General features: G+C 69.3%; 15 protein-coding genes. 10 read left to right on the forward strand and 5 right to left on the reverse strand.

Going from position 1 to position 14,667, the window contains the following annotated elements:
- Positions 1-542 (reverse strand): murein hydrolase activator EnvC family protein (locus tag IQ210_RS40825; RefSeq protein WP_194084357.1); only part of this gene is annotated, 542 nt, incomplete at its 3' end.
- Between the two features lie 265 nt (positions 543-807).
- On the opposite strand from IQ210_RS40825, the gene rpsB reads away from it, so the two are divergent.
- From rpsB to IQ210_RS40855, 6 genes are all read left to right on the forward strand, one after another.
- Positions 808-1,704, forward strand: coding sequence for a 30S ribosomal protein S2 (rpsB, locus tag IQ210_RS40830; protein ID WP_194084358.1), 897 nt, complete (start codon positions 808-810; stop codon positions 1,702-1,704).
- 94 nt (positions 1,705-1,798) lie between these two features.
- Positions 1,799-2,635 (forward strand): translation elongation factor Ts, encoded by an 837-nt coding sequence (gene tsf, locus IQ210_RS40835; protein WP_194084359.1) that lies wholly within the window; start codon positions 1,799-1,801, stop codon positions 2,633-2,635.
- Positions 2,636-2,824: 189 nt separating this feature from the next.
- A complete protein-coding gene (gene pyrH, locus IQ210_RS40840; protein WP_079309724.1) occupies positions 2,825-3,583 on the forward strand; it encodes a UMP kinase in 759 nt (252 codons plus the stop codon).
- A gap of 143 nt (positions 3,584-3,726) precedes the next feature.
- Positions 3,727-4,284, forward strand: a complete 558-nt coding sequence (gene frr, locus IQ210_RS40845) for a ribosome recycling factor (RefSeq protein WP_046261972.1) — start codon at positions 3,727-3,729, stop codon at positions 4,282-4,284.
- The gene (locus IQ210_RS40850; RefSeq protein WP_194084360.1) at positions 4,284-5,456 is read left to right on the forward strand and encodes a phosphatidate cytidylyltransferase; all 1,173 of its coding nucleotides are present in this window, start codon (positions 4,284-4,286) and stop codon (positions 5,454-5,456) included. The genes frr and IQ210_RS40850 overlap by 1 nt, the downstream gene beginning before the upstream one ends.
- A 123-nt stretch (positions 5,457-5,579) precedes the next feature.
- A complete protein-coding gene (locus IQ210_RS40855) occupies positions 5,580-6,029 on the forward strand; it encodes an SRPBCC family protein (RefSeq protein ID WP_194084361.1) in 450 nt (149 codons plus the stop codon).
- Between the two features lie 18 nt (positions 6,030-6,047).
- Here IQ210_RS40855 and IQ210_RS40860 read toward each other — a convergent pair whose 3' ends face one another.
- Positions 6,048-6,818 carry an alpha/beta fold hydrolase gene (locus IQ210_RS40860; protein ID WP_194084362.1) on the reverse strand — a complete coding sequence of 257 codons (771 nt, stop codon included), beginning with the start codon at positions 6,816-6,818 and terminating at the stop codon, positions 6,048-6,050.
- Between the two features lie 129 nt (positions 6,819-6,947).
- Between IQ210_RS40860 and rlmN the strand changes: the two genes are divergently transcribed.
- The 4 genes from rlmN (at position 6,948) to IQ210_RS40880 (ending at position 11,959) form a co-directional block, all read left to right on the forward strand.
- Positions 6,948-8,054: a 23S rRNA (adenine(2503)-C(2))-methyltransferase RlmN gene (gene rlmN, locus IQ210_RS40865; RefSeq protein ID WP_079309720.1), complete on the forward strand. Its 1,107-nt coding sequence runs from the start codon at positions 6,948-6,950 to the stop codon at positions 8,052-8,054.
- A gap of 133 nt (positions 8,055-8,187) precedes the next feature.
- Positions 8,188-9,294: a thiamine ABC transporter substrate-binding protein gene (locus IQ210_RS40870; protein ID WP_194084363.1), complete on the forward strand. Its 1,107-nt coding sequence runs from the start codon at positions 8,188-8,190 to the stop codon at positions 9,292-9,294.
- Between the two features lie 47 nt (positions 9,295-9,341).
- The gene (locus IQ210_RS40875) at positions 9,342-10,943 is read left to right on the forward strand and encodes an ABC transporter permease (RefSeq protein WP_228049383.1); all 1,602 of its coding nucleotides are present in this window, start codon (positions 9,342-9,344) and stop codon (positions 10,941-10,943) included.
- Positions 10,943-11,959 carry an ABC transporter ATP-binding protein gene (locus IQ210_RS40880; protein ID WP_194084365.1) on the forward strand — a complete coding sequence of 339 codons (1,017 nt, stop codon included), beginning with the start codon at positions 10,943-10,945 and terminating at the stop codon, positions 11,957-11,959. The genes IQ210_RS40875 and IQ210_RS40880 overlap by 1 nt, the downstream gene beginning before the upstream one ends.
- A 259-nt stretch (positions 11,960-12,218) precedes the next feature.
- On the opposite strand, the gene IQ210_RS40885 is transcribed toward IQ210_RS40880, so the two are convergent.
- The 3 genes from IQ210_RS40885 to IQ210_RS40895 form a co-directional block, all read right to left on the reverse strand.
- A complete protein-coding gene (locus IQ210_RS40885) occupies positions 12,219-12,917 on the reverse strand; it encodes an LAETG motif-containing sortase-dependent surface protein (RefSeq protein ID WP_194084366.1) in 699 nt (232 codons plus the stop codon).
- A gap of 162 nt (positions 12,918-13,079) precedes the next feature.
- On the reverse strand, positions 13,080-14,201 hold the full coding sequence (locus tag IQ210_RS40890) for an LOG family protein (protein ID WP_194084367.1): 1,122 nt from the start codon (positions 14,199-14,201) through the stop codon (positions 13,080-13,082).
- A 36-nt stretch (positions 14,202-14,237) separates the two neighbouring features.
- The gene (locus tag IQ210_RS40895) at positions 14,238-14,657 is read right to left on the reverse strand and encodes a VOC family protein (RefSeq protein WP_194084368.1); all 420 of its coding nucleotides are present in this window, start codon (positions 14,655-14,657) and stop codon (positions 14,238-14,240) included.
- Between the last annotated feature and the right edge of the window lie 10 nt (positions 14,658-14,667).

A 14,667-nucleotide genomic window follows, 5' to 3' on the forward strand; every position in this document is an offset into this window, starting at 1 on the left:
ACAGGCAACAGTCGGGACGGCCCTCGGCGCAGCAGCCACGGCGGTAGCAGGGACAGGGGGTCCAGGTAGGTGTCCCCTCTGCGTAGGCCCCAGTGCACGCACGTCGTCGTGCAGTGGGAGCCCGTTGGTTCCACCGTGGCCACCACCTCGCCCGGTGTCACCTCCTCGCCCTTCTTCACCGTCGCCCGTACCGGTTCATACGTCGTTCGCAGATCCGTGCCCGTGAGGGCGATCGAGAGCACGCCCTTTCCGGCCACCCGGCCCGCGAAGGAGACCCGGCCGGCGGCTACCGCTCGTACGGGGGTGCCTGGAGGCGCTGCCAGGTCGACGCCTCGGTGGCCTCGGGCGTAGGCCGTGGGTGGGGGTTCCCAGGCGCGGAGGACAGGCGGGCGCAGTCCCACCGGCCATGTGCGGGCGATGGCGGGGACCGTCGCGGCGGGCGGCCGGGGTGGCGGCGGGGCCGGGTCGCCCGAGGCCGAGGGCAAGGGCGTCAGGAGCAGGGCCAGGAGTAGGGGCAGCAGTGCGGTGTGCAGGTGTCGCATGGCTCGAACCGTGCCTGATCAGGGGTGATCATGGCCGGGAGCTGTGGACTACTGCCCGGTTGTGGACAGCGGCGTCACCCGGTGCCTCGCGGGTCCCGTACACTTCTTCTGGCGATCCGGGTCACCGGGTCGACTTCGCACGCCCCGACATCGGGCTCTCGTAGCCATCGATGTCAGCGTCTTTCGGTCCCGTACGCACCTGCGTACGTGGCACGGCGCGTGCCGGGCGTCAGGACACAACCGAGAAAACACAAGGAGAACGGCCATGGCCGTCGTCACGATGCGGGAGCTGCTGGAAAGCGGCGTCCACTTCGGTCACCAGACCCGTCGCTGGAACCCGAAGATGAAGCGCTTCATCTTCACCGAGCGCAACGGCATCTACATCATCGACCTGCTCCAGTCGCTGTCGTACATCGACCGTGCCTACGAGTTCGTCAAGGAGACCGTCGCCCACGGCGGCACGGTCATGTTCGTCGGCACGAAGAAGCAGGCGCAGGAGGCCATCGCCGAGCAGGCCACCCGCGTCGGCATGCCCTTCGTCAACCAGCGCTGGCTGGGCGGCATGCTCACCAACTTCTCCACCGTCTACAAGCGTCTGCAGCGCCTCAAGGAGCTCGAGCAGATCGACTTCGAGGACGTCGCCGCGTCCGGTCTGACCAAGAAGGAGCTTCTCGTGCTCTCGCGCGAGAAGGCCAAGCTGGAGAAGACCCTCGGTGGTATCCGCGAGATGTCCAAGGTTCCCAGCGCCGTCTGGATCGTGGACACCAAGAAGGAGCACATCGCGGTCGGTGAGGCCCGGAAGCTCAACATCCCGGTCGTCGCCATCCTCGACACCAACTGCGACCCCGACGAGGTCGACTACAAGATCCCGGGCAACGACGACGCGATCCGCTCCGTCACCCTGCTCACCCGCGTGATCGCCGACGCCGTCGCCGAGGGCCTCATCGCCCGCTCCGGCGTCGCCACCGGCGACAAGGGTGACAAGGGCGCGGGCGAGCCGCTCGCCGCGTGGGAGCGCGACCTGCTCGAGGGCGAGAAGAAGGCCGAGGAGGCCCCGGCCGCCGAGGCTGAGGCTCCCGCCGCCGCTGAGGCCGAGGCGCCCGCCGCTGAGGCCCCCGCCGCCGAGGCCGAGGCTCCGGCCGCCGAGGCCGAGCAGGCCTGACCCCTCACCCCTTCGGGTCTTCTGACGGCGGGGGCCCACCAGCCCCCGCCGTCGGCCCGTAGATCTTCAGACTTCGAGAGAGATTCCAGGAATCATGGCGAACTACACCGCCGCCGACGTCAAGAAGCTCCGTGAGCTCACCGGCGCCGGCATGATGGACTGCAAGAAGGCGCTGGACGAGGCCGAGGGCAACGTCGACAAGGCCGTCGAGGCGCTCCGCATCAAGGGCCAGAAGGGCGTCGCCAAGCGCGAGGGCCGCTCCGCCGAGAACGGCGCCGTGGTCTCCCTCATCGCCGACGACAACACCTCCGGTGTCCTGGTCGAGCTGAAGTGCGAGACGGACTTCGTCGCCAAGGGCGAGAAGTTCCAGGCCGTCGCCAACCAGATCGCGCAGCACGTCGCCGCCACCTCCCCGGCCGACCTCGACGCTCTGCTCGCCTCCGAGATCGAGGCCGGCAAGACCGTCCAGGCGTTCGTGGACGAGGCCAACGCCAACCTCGGCGAGAAGATCGTCCTGGACCGCTTCGCGCAGTTCGCCGACGGCTTCGTCTTCGCCTACATGCACCGCACCATGCCCGACCTGCCCCCGCAGATCGGTGTCCTGGTCGAGCTGGACAAGGCCGACGCCGACCTGGCGAAGGGTGTCGCCCAGCACATCGCCGCCTTCGCGCCGAAGTACCTCTCCAAGGAGGACGTCCCGGCCGAGGTCGTCGAGTCCGAGCGCCGCGTCGCCGAGGAGACCACCCGCGCCGAGGGCAAGCCCGAGGCCGCCCTGCCGAAGATCGTCGAGGGTCGCCTCAACGGCTTCTTCAAGGACGCCACGCTGCTCGGCCAGCCGTACGCGCTCGACAACAAGAAGTCCGTCCAGAAGGTTCTGGACGAGGCCGGTGTCACCCTGAAGCGCTTCACGCGCATCAAGGTCGGCATCTGAGTCCGTACCGCGTTCGACGCCCGACCCCGATAGGGTCGTAGGCAGTCGTCCGGTACGCCGCCACGCACGCGCGTGGCGGACGACAGCAGATCTGACGAGGAGGCCATTGCCGCGCATGGGATGCGAACCAGTTCCCATCGGCAATGGCCTTCTTCGTATGTGCGACCCCTTGAAAGAGGCGAGATTCCGATGACCACCAAGGCCCAGAAGAGCGACGACGGCAAAGTGAGCGGCCGGTTTCTGCTGAAGCTGTCCGGAGAGGCCTTCTCCGGTGGCGGGGGCCTGGGCGTGGACCCGGACGTGGTGCACAAGATCGCCCGCGAGATCGCGGCCGTCGTGCGCGACGGAGCGGAGATCGCGGTCGTCATCGGCGGCGGCAACTTCTTCCGCGGCGCCGAACTCCAGCAGCGCGGCATGGACCGTGCCCGCTCCGACTACATGGGCATGCTCGGCACCGTGATGAACTGCCTCGCCCTCCAGGACTTCCTGGAGAAGGAGGGCATCGACTCCCGCGTGCAGACCGCCATCACCATGGGCCAGGTCGCCGAGCCGTACATCCCGCTGCGCGCCGTGCGTCACCTGGAGAAGGGCCGCGTGGTCATCTTCGGTGCCGGTATGGGCATGCCGTACTTCTCCACCGACACCACCGCCGCCCAGCGCGCCCTGGAGATCGACGCCGAGGCGCTCCTCATGGGCAAGAACGGCGTGGACGGGGTCTACGACTCCGACCCGAAGAAAAACCCCGACGCGGTCAAGTTCGACTCCCTCGGCTACGGCGAGGTCATCACCCGCGACCTCAAGGTCGCCGACGCCACCGCCATCACGCTGTGCCGCGACAACAAGCTCCCGATCCTCGTCTTCGAGCTTCTGACGGAGGGCAATATCGCGCGCGCCGTCAAGGGTGAGAAGATCGGCACGCTTGTGGGTGACCAGGGCAGCCGGGACTGACCCCAGTTGGACACCGTCCCTGACCGGGGGATGGACAATGTCCTGCCGGTCGGGAACCGTGCAGGAAGAAGACGCGACGCAGCCGGCCGCCGCCCCATCAAGGAACCGCAGCCGGGCCTACTCAAGACACGCAGGAGCAAGTGGTGATCGAAGAGACCCTCCTCGAGGCCGAGGAGAAGATGGAGAAGGCCGTCGTGGTCGCCAAGGAGGACTTCGCCGCGATCCGCACCGGCCGTGCGCACCCGGCGATGTTCAACAAGATCGTGGCCGACTACTACGGCGCGCCGACGCCGATCAACCAGCTGGCTTCGTTCTCCGTGCCGGAGCCGCGCATGGCGGTCGTGACCCCGTTCGACAAGACGGCGCTGCGCAACATCGAGCAGGCCATCCGTGACTCGGACCTGGGCGTCAACCCGAGCAACGACGGCAACATCATCCGGGTGGTGTTCCCCGAGCTCACCGAGGAGCGCCGCCGCGACTACATCAAGGTCGCCAAGGGCAAGGCGGAGGACTCGCGCGTGTCCATCCGCTCGGTCCGCCGCAAGGCCAAGGACGCGATCGACAAGCTCGTCAAGGACGGCGAGGTCGGCGAGGACGAGGGCCGCCGTGCGGAGAAGGAGCTCGACGACGCGACGCACAAGTACGTCGCTCAGGTGGACGAGCTGCTGAAGCACAAGGAAGCGGAGCTCCTCGAAGTCTGATGAACGACTCTTCCTGGGGCTCTCCGCCTGGGGCCGGGCCGCACGCCGGGTACTGGGGGCCCACCGACCAGGGGCCTGTCCAGGGGGCTGCCCCGGCGGGTCCCGCGTACGATGCGCCTGAGGCGCAGCAGACTCGCCCCATGCCCATCGTGCCCGACGTACCCGCGTATGGCGGAGACCAGGATGACGACCGGGGGGCCGCTCGGCTGAGTGGCCCCTTGTACCGGGACGACACGTTCCGGGACGCGACGTTCCGCGACGAGACCACGTCGGCGCAGCCCCGAGCGGCTGCGCCGCAGACGCAGAATCCGGAGCCCATGCCCGACGCCCCCCAGCCGGCTTCCGCGCCGCAGAAGAAGAGCGCGGGGCGTGACCTGAGCGCGGCCATAGGGGTCGGCGTCGGGCTCGGTGTGGTGATCGTCGCCTCGCTCTTCGTCGTCAAGGCCGTCTTCGTCGGCGTCATAGCGGTCGCCGTGGTCGTCGGACTCTGGGAGCTGACCTCGCGGCTGGAGGAGCGCAAGGGCATCAAGGCGCCCCTCGTGCCGCTGGCGGTCGGCGGTGCGGCCATGGTCGTCGCCGGGTACGTCCGCGAGGCCGAGGGCGCGTGGGTGGCGATGGCGCTCACCGCGCTCGCGGTGCTGGTCTGGCGGATGACGGAACCGCCGGAGGGCTACCTCAAGGACGTCACCGCGGGCGTCTTCGCGGCCTTCTACGTCCCCTTCCTGGCCACGTTCGTCGCGATGATGCTCACCGCCGACGACGGGCCGCAGCGCGTGCTGACGTTCCTGCTCCTCACCGTCGTCAGCGACACCGGGGCGTACGCCGTCGGCTGGCGCTTCGGCAAGCACAAGCTCGCGCCGCGCATCAGCCCCGGCAAGACCCGTGAGGGCCTGCTGGGCGCGGTGTCCTTCGCGATGGTGGCGGGCGCGCTGTGCATGCAGTTCCTGATCGACGACGGCACCTGGTGGCAGGGGCTGCTGCTGGGCCTCGCGGTGGCGGCGAGCGCGACGCTCGGTGACCTCGGCGAGTCGATGATCAAGCGCGACCTCGGCATCAAGGACATGGGCACGCTGCTGCCGGGACACGGCGGCATCATGGACCGGCTGGACTCGTTGCTGCCGACCGCTCCTGTGGTCTGGCTGTTGCTGGTGCTGTTCGTCGGTTCGGGCTGATCGTCGTACGGACGTCTGGGGAAGCCCCCGCTGCGGCGGGGGCTTCTGCTGTTCTCGGGGGCGGTCCGGTGGGACGATTTCCCTGTAAGCCCTCGAAGGGGATCGCCCTGGAAGGAGGGCGTCATGCCCGCCATCCGTGAAGTGATCGACGTCGACCGCAGTCCCGAAGACGTCTACGCGTACATCACCGACCCCTCCCATCTGCCGGAATGGCAGCTGAGCGCCGTCAAGGCGGAACCGCTCGACGAGGGGCCGATCCACGCCGGCTCCCGGGTGCGGGTCACCCGGCGGATCGGGAACCGCGAGATCCCGATGACCGTCGAGTTCGACGAGCTGGACCCTCCGCACAGCTGGGACCTGCACGGGGTCTCCGGGCCCGTCCGGCCCCGTACGCACGGTGAGATCGAGCCGCTCGACGACGGGCGGAGGTCCCGCGTGACGATCGAGATCGACTTCGAGGGGCACGGGCTCGGCAGGGCGCTGGTCCCCCTCGTCGTCCGCCCGCAGATCCGCAAGGAGCTTCCGCGGGACGAGCAGTTGCTCAAGGAGTGCCTGGAGCGGCCGAGCACCTAGGCCGTACCGACAGCGCGGCTACTCCGGGAACCCGCCCAGGAAATCGTCCAGCAGCGGCAGGACCGACGACGTCCGCCGCAGGACCGTCATGTGCGTGGTGCCGGGCAGGACGGCCAGCTGGGCGTCGGGGATCAGGCGCTGCATCTCGGCCGCGTGTTCGACGTGCACGAAGTCGCGGTCGCCGAGCAGCAGCAGCGTGGGCGCCGCCAGGCCGCGCAGGTCGTCCGCGGTCCAGGGCAGCGGGGCATGGGCCGCCGCCGTGACCTTGCCGAGGAAGTCCTGGAAGTGCTCGGGATACGGGGCGACGGCGGCGTACGCGTCGGCCATCTCCTGGAAGTCGGCCTGCGTGGGCAGCAGCGGGGAGGTGTAGTCGGGCGTGCGGATCTCGTCCCGCATGCCGTCCTGGGTGTACTGGGCGGAGACGAACACGAGCCGGCCGACGCGCTCGGGATGCCGTACCGCGATCTCCAGCGCGGTCAGCGCGCCGAGGCTGTAGCCGAGGAAGTCGGCCTGCGGGATGCCGAGCTCGTCGAGCAGGGCCACGACGTCGGAGGCGAGGTGCGGGACGGTCAGGTCGCGGTCGGTGTCGGCCGTGTGGCCGTGCCCCTGGAGCTCAGGGGCGATGACCTGGCGGTCCGCGGCCAGGGCGGGCAGCACGGCCCCGAAGGACAGCCCGATGGTGGTGACGCCGCCGTGCAGCAGCACCAGCGGGCGGCGGTCGTCCTGGGCGGCGCCGTGGATCTCGTAGTACATCTCCAGGCCGTTGACCTTGGCGTACGGCATTGTCATCACTTCCGGTGGCGGGTGGACGGGAACGTATGGCAGGAAGACCCGTCCCGCACCCGGAAGTCATCGGTCACGCTCGGCGACAGGCGGGGGCCCAGGTCACTCCATTCGATCTGCGACACTGGTACAGCCATGCCTAAGCCCGGAGAACTCACTTTCGTCGCCCCGCGCGGAGCCAAGAAGCCGCCGCGGCACCTTGCCGATCTCACTCCTGCCGAGCGCAAGGATGTCGTGGCCGAGATCGGTGAGAAGCCGTTTCGTGCCAAGCAGCTCTCGCAGCACTACTTCGCGCGGTACGCGCACGATCCGGAGCAGTGGACGGACATTCCGGCCGGCGCTCGCGGCAAGTTGCAGGAGGCGCTGCTTCCTGAGCTGATGACCGTCGTCCGGCATCTGTCGACCGACCAGGGGACCACGCGCAAGACGCTGTGGCGGCTGTTCGACGGGACGCTCGTCGAGTCGGTGCTGATGCGGTACCCGGACCGGGTCACCATGTGCATCAGCTCGCAGGCCGGGTGCGGGATGAACTGTCCCTTCTGCGCCACCGGACAGGCGGGTCTTGACCGGAATCTGTCCACCGCCGAGATCGTCCATCAGATCGTCGACGGGATGCGGGCGCTCCGGGACGGGGAAGTGCCCGGTGGGCCTGCTCGGCTCTCCAACATCGTCTTCATGGGCATGGGCGAGCCCCTCGCCAACTACAAGCGGGTCGTGCAGTCGATCCGTGCGCTCACCGATCCCGCTCCGGACGGGCTCGGGCTGTCGCAGCGGGGTATCACCGTCTCCACCGTCGGGCTGGTGCCGGCCATTCATCGGTTCGCCGACGAAGGGTTCAAGTGCCGGCTCGCCATCTCGCTGCACGCTCCCGACGACGAGCTGCGCGACACCCTCGTCCCCGTGAACACGCGGTGGAAGGTGCGTGAGGTCCTCGACGCCGGGTTCGAGTACGTCGAGAAGAGCGGGCGCCGGCTGTCGATCGAGTACGCGCTCATCCGCGACATCAACGACCAGGCCTGGCGTGGGGACCGGCTCGGGCGGCTGCTGCGCGGCAAGCCCGTGCACGTCAACCTCATCCCGCTGAACCCGACCCCGGGCTCCAAGTGGACCGCCTCGCGGCCCGAGGACGAGAAGGCCTTCGTCGAGGCCATCGCCGCGCACGGCGTGCCGGTGACCGTCCGGGACACCCGTGGGCAGGAGATCGACGGGGCCTGCGGTCAGCTGGCGGCAGGCGAACGGTAGTCTGACCGTCGTAAGAACAACTTCATATTTCTATCCGACAGGGGAGCGCCACAGCGCTGAGAGTGCGGCCGTCGGGCCGCAGACCCTCTGAACCTCGCCCAGGTCATTCTGGGTAGGAAGTTCGGTCATCACCGTGAGTAGCAAGAAGTACTTTGCTGTCGTCGTCGGCCTCGGCTTGGTCGCGCTGTCCGCGTGCGGGTCCTCCGACGACGGCGGTTCCAAGAGCGAGCCCAAGACCGTCACGCTCGTCAGCCACAACTCGTGGGCCGTCTCCAAGGGCGTCCTCGCCGCCTTCGAGAAGCAGTCCGGCTACAAGGTCAAGGTCCTGGAGGACGGCGACGCCGGGCAGGCCGTCAACAAGGCGATCCTGACCAAGGACAACCCTCAGGGCGACGTCTTCTTCGGCGTCGACAACACCCTGCTGTCCCGGGCGCTCGACAACGGACTGTTCCAGTCGTACGAGGCCAAGGGCGCCGGCACGATCAAGTCCGGCTACCGGGTCGACGGCGACAAGGTCACGCCCATCGACACCGGCGACATCTGCCTCAACTACGACAAGGCCTGGTTCAGCGAGCACAGGCTCCAGCCGCCGACGTCGTACGACGATCTGATCAAGCCCGCCTACAAGAACCTCCTCGTCACCGAGAACGCCTCCACCTCCTCTCCGGGGCTCGGCTTCCTGCTCGGGACCGCCGCCAAGTACGGCGATGGGGGCACCTCCCGCTCGAGCGAAGCCGAGAGTGGGGGAGGGTGGGAGGCGTACTGGACCAAGCTCAAGGCCAACGGCGTCAAGGTCGTCGACGGCTGGGAGCAGGCCTACAACGAGGAGTTCTCCGGGTCCGCCGGGGGCAAGAAGGCGAAGGCCGACCGGCCGCTCGTCGTCTCGTACGCCTCCTCGCCGCCCGCCGAGGTCATCTACGCCGACCCGAAGCCCTCGACCGCGCCGACCGGTGTCGTCGACGGCACCTGCTTCCGGCAGGTCGAGTACGCGGGACTGCTGAGCAACGCGAAGAACAGCGAGGGCGGCAAGGCCCTCATCGACTTCCTCCTGACCAAGAAGTTCCAGGAGGACATGCCGCTCAACATGTTCGTCTACCCGGTGGTCGAGGGCGCTGCCGTGCCCGCCGAGTTCACGAAGTACGGTCCCGCCGCCAAGGACCCCGAGACCATGGACCCGGCGAAGATCGCCGACAACCGTGACGACTGGGTCAAGTCGTGGACCTCGCTCGTACTGAAGTAGCCCCGCGTTTCAGGCGTTTCAAGGGGAACGCGGCGCGGCTCGGCCTCATGGTCGTGCCCGTCGCGTTCTTCGGGCTCTTCTTCGCCTGGCCCGTCGCCGCGATCGTCGCGCGGGGGCTGAAGGCGGACGGGACCTGGCAGTTCGGGCGGATCGCGGACGTGCTCGCGCAGTCCGACATCCGGCACGTGCTGTGGTTCACCACCTGGCAGGCGCTCGCCTCGACCGCGCTGACGCTCGCGGTCGCGCTTCCGGGCGCGTATGTGTTCGCCCGCTACGACTTCCCCGGCAAGCAGATCCTGCGGGCCGTCGTCACCGTCCCGTTCGTGCTGCCTACGGTCGTCGTCGGTACGGCGTTCCTGGCGCTGGTCGGGCGCGGTGGGCTGCTCGACGAGCTGTGGGGCGTACGGCTCGACACCACCGTGTGGGCGATCCTGCTCGCGCACGTCTTCTTCAACTACGCCGTCGTCGTACGGACGGTGGGCGGGCTGTGGGCGCAGCTCGACCCCCGGCAGGAGGAGGCCGCGCGGATGCTGGGCGCGTCCTCGTGGCGGGCCTGGCGGAAGGTGACGCTGCCCGCGCTCGCGCCCGCCGTGGCCGCCGCCGCACTCATGGTCTTCCTCTTCACCTTCACCTCCTTCGGCGTGGTGCAGATCCTCGGCGGGCCGACCTTCTCGACGCTCGAAGTGGAGATCTACCGGCAGACGTCCGAGATCTTCGACCTCGGTACGGCCGCGGTCCTGACGCTGGTGCAATTCGTGGCGGTGGGCGCGATCCTCGCCGTGCACGCGTGGACCGTACGGCGCCGGGAGAGCGTGCTGCGTCTCGTCGCGCCCGAGACGACCGCCCGCCGGCCACGCGGGGCCGGGCAGTGGGCGTTGCTGGGCGGGGTGCTGGCCACGATCGCCGTGCTGCTGGTGCTGCCGCTCGCGGTGCTCGTCCAACGGTCGCTCGACGCACCCGACTTCGGCTACTACCGGGCTCTGACCTCTGCGGACGGGGGCGTGTTCCTGGTGCCGCCGATCGAGGCGATCGGGAACTCCCTGGAGTACGCCGTCGCCGCCACCGCCATCGCGGTGCTGATCGGGGGGCTCGCCGCGGCGGCGCTCACGCGGCGGGACGCGGGGCGGTTCGTACGGGGCTTCGACGCGCTGTTGATGCTGCCGCTGGGGGTGTCCGCGGTGACCGTGGGGTTCGGGTTCCTGATCGCTCTTGATGAGCCGCCGCTGGATCTGCGGGCGTCCTGGATTCTGGTGCCGCTGGCGCAGGCGTTGGTCGGCGTTCCCTTCGTCGTACGGACCATGCTGCCGGTGCTGCGGGCGGTGGACCAGCGGTTGCGGGAGGCGGCGGCCGTGCTCGGGGCGTCGCCGTGGCGGGTGTGGCGGGAGGTCGATCTGCCGTTGGTGCGGCGGGCGTTGCTGATCGCGGCGGGCTTTGCCTTCGCCGTGTCGCTGGGGGAGTTCGGGGCGACCGTGTTTATCGCGCGGCCCGACAATCCGACGCTGCCGGTCGCGGTGGCGCGGCTGCTGGGGCGGGCCGGGGATCTCAACTACGGGCAGGCGATGGCCCTTTCGACGATTCTGATGGTGGTGTGCGCGGTGGCGCTGCTGGTCCTTGAGCGGCTGCGGACCGATCGGACGGGTGAGTTCTGATGCTGCTGGCGTTGGAGGACGCGACGGTTCGCTTCGGCGGGCGGGCCGTGCTGGACGGGGTCGAGCTGTCGGTCGCCGAGCACGAGATCGTGTGTGTGCTCGGGCCGAGCGGGAGTGGGAAGTCGACGCTGCTGCGGGTGGTGGCCGGGCTGCAACACCTCGACGGGGGGCGGGTGTTGCTGGACGGGCGCGATCAGGTGGGGGTGGCCGCGCACCGGCGTGGGGTCGGGCTGATGTTCCAGGACCATCAGCTGTTTCCGCAGCGGGACGTGGGCGGGAACGTGGCGTTCGGGCTGCGGATGCACGGGGTCTCGAAGGGGGAACAGGGCGAGCGGGTGGGGGAGTTGCTCGACCTCGTGGGGCTGCCCGGGGCGGCCGGGCGGGCCGTCGCGGGGCTGTCCGGGGGTGAGCAGCAGCGGGTGGCGCTTGCGCGGGCGCTCGCGCCCCGGCCGCGGTTGCTGATGCTGGACGAGCCGCTCGGGCAGCTGGATCGTTCGCTGCGGGAGCGGCTGGTTGTTGAACTCCGGGAACTGTTCGGGCGGTTGGGGACGACCGTGCTGGCCGTCACGCACGACCAGGGGGAGGCGTTCGCGCTGGCCGACCGGGTGGTGGTGATGCGGGACGGGCGGATCGCTCAGTCCGGTACGCCGCTTGAGGTGTGGCAGCGGCCTGCGGATGAGTTCGTGGCGCGGTTCCTCGGGTTCGAGAACGTGGTCGAGGGCGTGGTGAGTGGGGAGGCGGCGGACACTCCGTGGGGGAAGGTGCCGGTGCCTGCGGGGGCGTTGCAGGGGGTGCGGAGTTTGTTGGTGCGGCCGGCGGGGGTGCGGTTGGTGGAGGCCGGGGTGCGGTGTTCTGTGGTCGCGCGCACGTTCAAGGGGACGCATGTTGCTGTGCGGTTGCGGCCGGAGGGGGCGGGGCCGGTGTTGGAGGCGGCTTGTGCGTTGCGGGAGGCGCCGGGGGTGGGGGATGTGGTGGGGGTTGAGTTCGATGCGGGTGAGGTTGTTGTGCTGGGGTGAGGGGGCGGGTGCGGGGTGAGGGGTGCGGGTGGGTTGGGGCTGGGCGGGGGTGGGTTTCGCTTGCCCGCGCTGGCGGGGTGCCGCTGCGCCCACCCGTGCCGCCCCAGCGGCACGACTGCCCGCAGCTAAGCGGCCAGCGTGGGTGGGAACCCGCCTGAGCGGCACGACTGCCCGCAGCTGAGTGGGCGCGTGATGCGGAGACGTGGGTGTGGCCCGTCCTCCTGGTGGAGGGCGGGCCACATCTGTGTTCAGGTGTTGCTTATCGGCTGCTGCTTGCTCCCCGGCGGCGGAGGCCGAAGAAGACTGCGCCGCCGCCGATGGCGACCAGGGCTACCGCGATGCCCGCGATCATGCCCGTGTTGGAGTTGGCGCCGGTCTCGGCGAGGTTGGACTCGCCGGCCGCGGGGGTCGGGGCGTTGCTCGACGTGTCCGCGGGGGCGGTGCTGCTCTCGGAGGCCGACGGCGTCGGGCTGTCGGACTCCTCGTCGGCCGGGGTGGACTCCGAGGGCGACGGGGTGGCCGTCGGGGTCGGGGTCTCGTCCTCGGTCTTGCAGGCCGTGGCCGGGGTCGTCAGGTTCGGGCTGATGTCCTCACCCTTGATGTAGGGCAGGGCGACCACGTGGACGCGGTACTCCGCGTTGGGCTGCCAGGCCTCGTCGAAGGTGATGGTGGTGCCTTCTTTGGAGCCCTTCACCGTCTGCTCGCCGACCATGCGGACGTCGGCGTTGTTCTCCACCAGGTACACGGAGACGGTGGCCTCGACGCCGGACTTGTCGACGTCGGTGACGGTGATGACACCCTTGTCGCCGTCGCACTTGGCTTCGGCGGAGAATTCCTTGATGTTGCACGCCAGCGCGTTGCCGGCGGCACCGAGCGCGAGCGCGGCGGATGCGGTGGCGACACCGAGGACGCGCACGGAACGGGCGACGGTGCGGCGGGATATGGACAGAACTGCCACGTTTGTCCTTTACGGGATGCGCAATTGCGGGGGGTGGGCGGAGTGGTGACGGAACATCACGGGATGCGACAACACCATTCCCAAGAGGCTCACAGGTTTATAAGTGTGGCGTAAGTAGTGTCAACGCGTAAGCGCATCGCGGGCATTGGCTTTGCCTGCTTATTAACCACCGAGACGTTTCAACGCCGCCGGAGCCTCCTCGATTCGGTCAACCAGGGCGATTCGCGACTCCATCGAGCGTTCCCGCGCAAGTGCCGTCAGCAGGGGCCAGGTCGGCAGCCGCTCGGTCCAGTGCGCCCGGTCGACGAGCACCATCGGCGTCGGCTCGCCGCGCGACTCGTAGTAGTTGGGCGTCGCGTTGTCGAAGATCTCCTGTACGGTCCCGGCGGCGCCCGGCAGGAACACGATGCCCGCGTTCGAGCGGGCCAACAGGCCGTCCTCGCGGGTGGCGTTGGCGAAGTACTTGGCGATGTGCGACGCGAACGGGTTCGGCGGCTCGTGACCGTAGAACCAGGTCGGGATGCCGACGGACGTGCCGCCCTTCGGCCAGTGCGCCCGCACCTCGAAGGCGGCGGCCGCCCAGTCGGTGATCGACGGGGTGAACTTCGGTGCCTTGGCGAGGAGTTGGAGGGCCTCGGCGAGCATCTCGTCGTCGTACGGGGCGGCGTACGCGCCGAGGTTCGCCGCCTCCATCGCGCCGGGGCCACCGCCGGTGGCGACGGTGAGGCCGGACCGGGTCAGCTCCCGGCCGAGCCGGGCGGCACCGGCGTACGCCTCCGTGCCACGGGCCATGGCGTGGCCGCCCATGACGCCCACCACCCGTGTCCCGCGCAGGAGTTCGTCGAGGGCGTCGGAGACGGCGTCGTCGTGGATCGAGCGGAGCATCGAGGCGAATATGTCGCCGTCGGCCTTGGTCTGCTGGAACCAGGCGTACGCGCGGGCGTCCAGCGTCTCCTCGTAGCCCTTGTCGAGGCCGGCGAAGAGCTCGTCCGGCGAGTAGAGCAGGCCCCGGTACGGGTCGAAGGGGAGGTTCGGGACGGGCGGGAAGACCATCGCGCCGTCCGCGCGGACCTTGGCGGCGGCGTCGTCCCGCATCGGGCAGCCGAGGAAGATCGCGCCCGCGGTGTCCGTGGCGAGCAACTCCCTGGTGCGGTCCGTCAGATCGACGGCCTGGACACGGAAGCCGGCGAGGGTGCCGCGGGCCGAGACCGTCGCGTCGAAGTCGTCGAGTGTCTCGATCTCACGGTCGTCGTGGTGGGCCGCATGGGCGGGCATCGTCTGCACCCGCCCATGCTAGACACGGCGTTGCTGGAGGCTGGTTCAGCCCTGGACCGCGGCCGGGTCCATCCACACGATCTCCCAGGAGTGGCCGTCGAGGTCGTCGAATCCGCGGCCGTACATGAAGCCGAGGTCCTGGACCTTGTCCGAGGCGGTGCCGCCGGCGGCGACGGCCTTCTCGATCATCTCGTCCACCGCCGCGCGGCTCTCGGCGCTCAGGCAGATCGCCACCTCGCTGGTCTTCGTGGCGTCCGCGATCTCCTTGTCGGTGAACGTGGAGTAGAAGGGCTTCGTCAGCATCATCGCGACGATCGTGTCGCTGATCACCACGGAGGCCGCGTTGTCGTCGCTGAACTGCTCGTTGAGGGTGTAGCCGAGCGACGTGAAGAACTTCTTGGACGCATCCAGGTCGTTCACGGGCAGGTTGACGAAGATCATCTGCTGGTAGGGCTGCGCGGTCATCGTGGTCTCT

It is taken from the genome of Streptomyces justiciae (genome assembly GCF_015163075.1).
Lineage (GTDB): Bacteria > Actinomycetota > Actinomycetes > Streptomycetales > Streptomycetaceae > Streptomyces > Streptomyces justiciae.

What these genes read in the sequence shown, in the direction of transcription:
- rlmN (WP_079309720.1), top strand. Translation starts at nt 6,948, where the DNA reads ATGCCTAAGCCCGGAGAACTCACTTTCGTCGCCCCGCGCGGAGCCAAG.
- IQ210_RS40880 (WP_194084365.1), top strand. Translation starts at nt 10,943, where the DNA reads ATGCTGCTGGCGTTGGAGGACGCGACGGTTCGCTTCGGCGGGCGGGCC.
- IQ210_RS40860 (WP_194084362.1), bottom strand. Translation starts at nt 6,818, where the DNA reads ATGACAATGCCGTACGCCAAGGTCAACGGCCTGGAGATGTACTACGAG.
- pyrH (WP_079309724.1), top strand. Translation starts at nt 2,825, where the DNA reads ATGACCACCAAGGCCCAGAAGAGCGACGACGGCAAAGTGAGCGGCCGG.
- rpsB (WP_194084358.1), top strand. Translation starts at nt 808, where the DNA reads ATGGCCGTCGTCACGATGCGGGAGCTGCTGGAAAGCGGCGTCCACTTC.
- tsf (WP_194084359.1), top strand. Translation starts at nt 1,799, where the DNA reads ATGGCGAACTACACCGCCGCCGACGTCAAGAAGCTCCGTGAGCTCACC.
- IQ210_RS40850 (WP_194084360.1), top strand. Translation starts at nt 4,284, where the DNA reads ATGAACGACTCTTCCTGGGGCTCTCCGCCTGGGGCCGGGCCGCACGCC.
- IQ210_RS40895 (WP_194084368.1), bottom strand. Translation starts at nt 14,657, where the DNA reads ATGACCGCGCAGCCCTACCAGCAGATGATCTTCGTCAACCTGCCCGTG.
- IQ210_RS40855 (WP_194084361.1), top strand. Translation starts at nt 5,580, where the DNA reads ATGCCCGCCATCCGTGAAGTGATCGACGTCGACCGCAGTCCCGAAGAC.
- IQ210_RS40875 (WP_228049383.1), top strand. Translation starts at nt 9,342, where the DNA reads ATGGTCGTGCCCGTCGCGTTCTTCGGGCTCTTCTTCGCCTGGCCCGTC.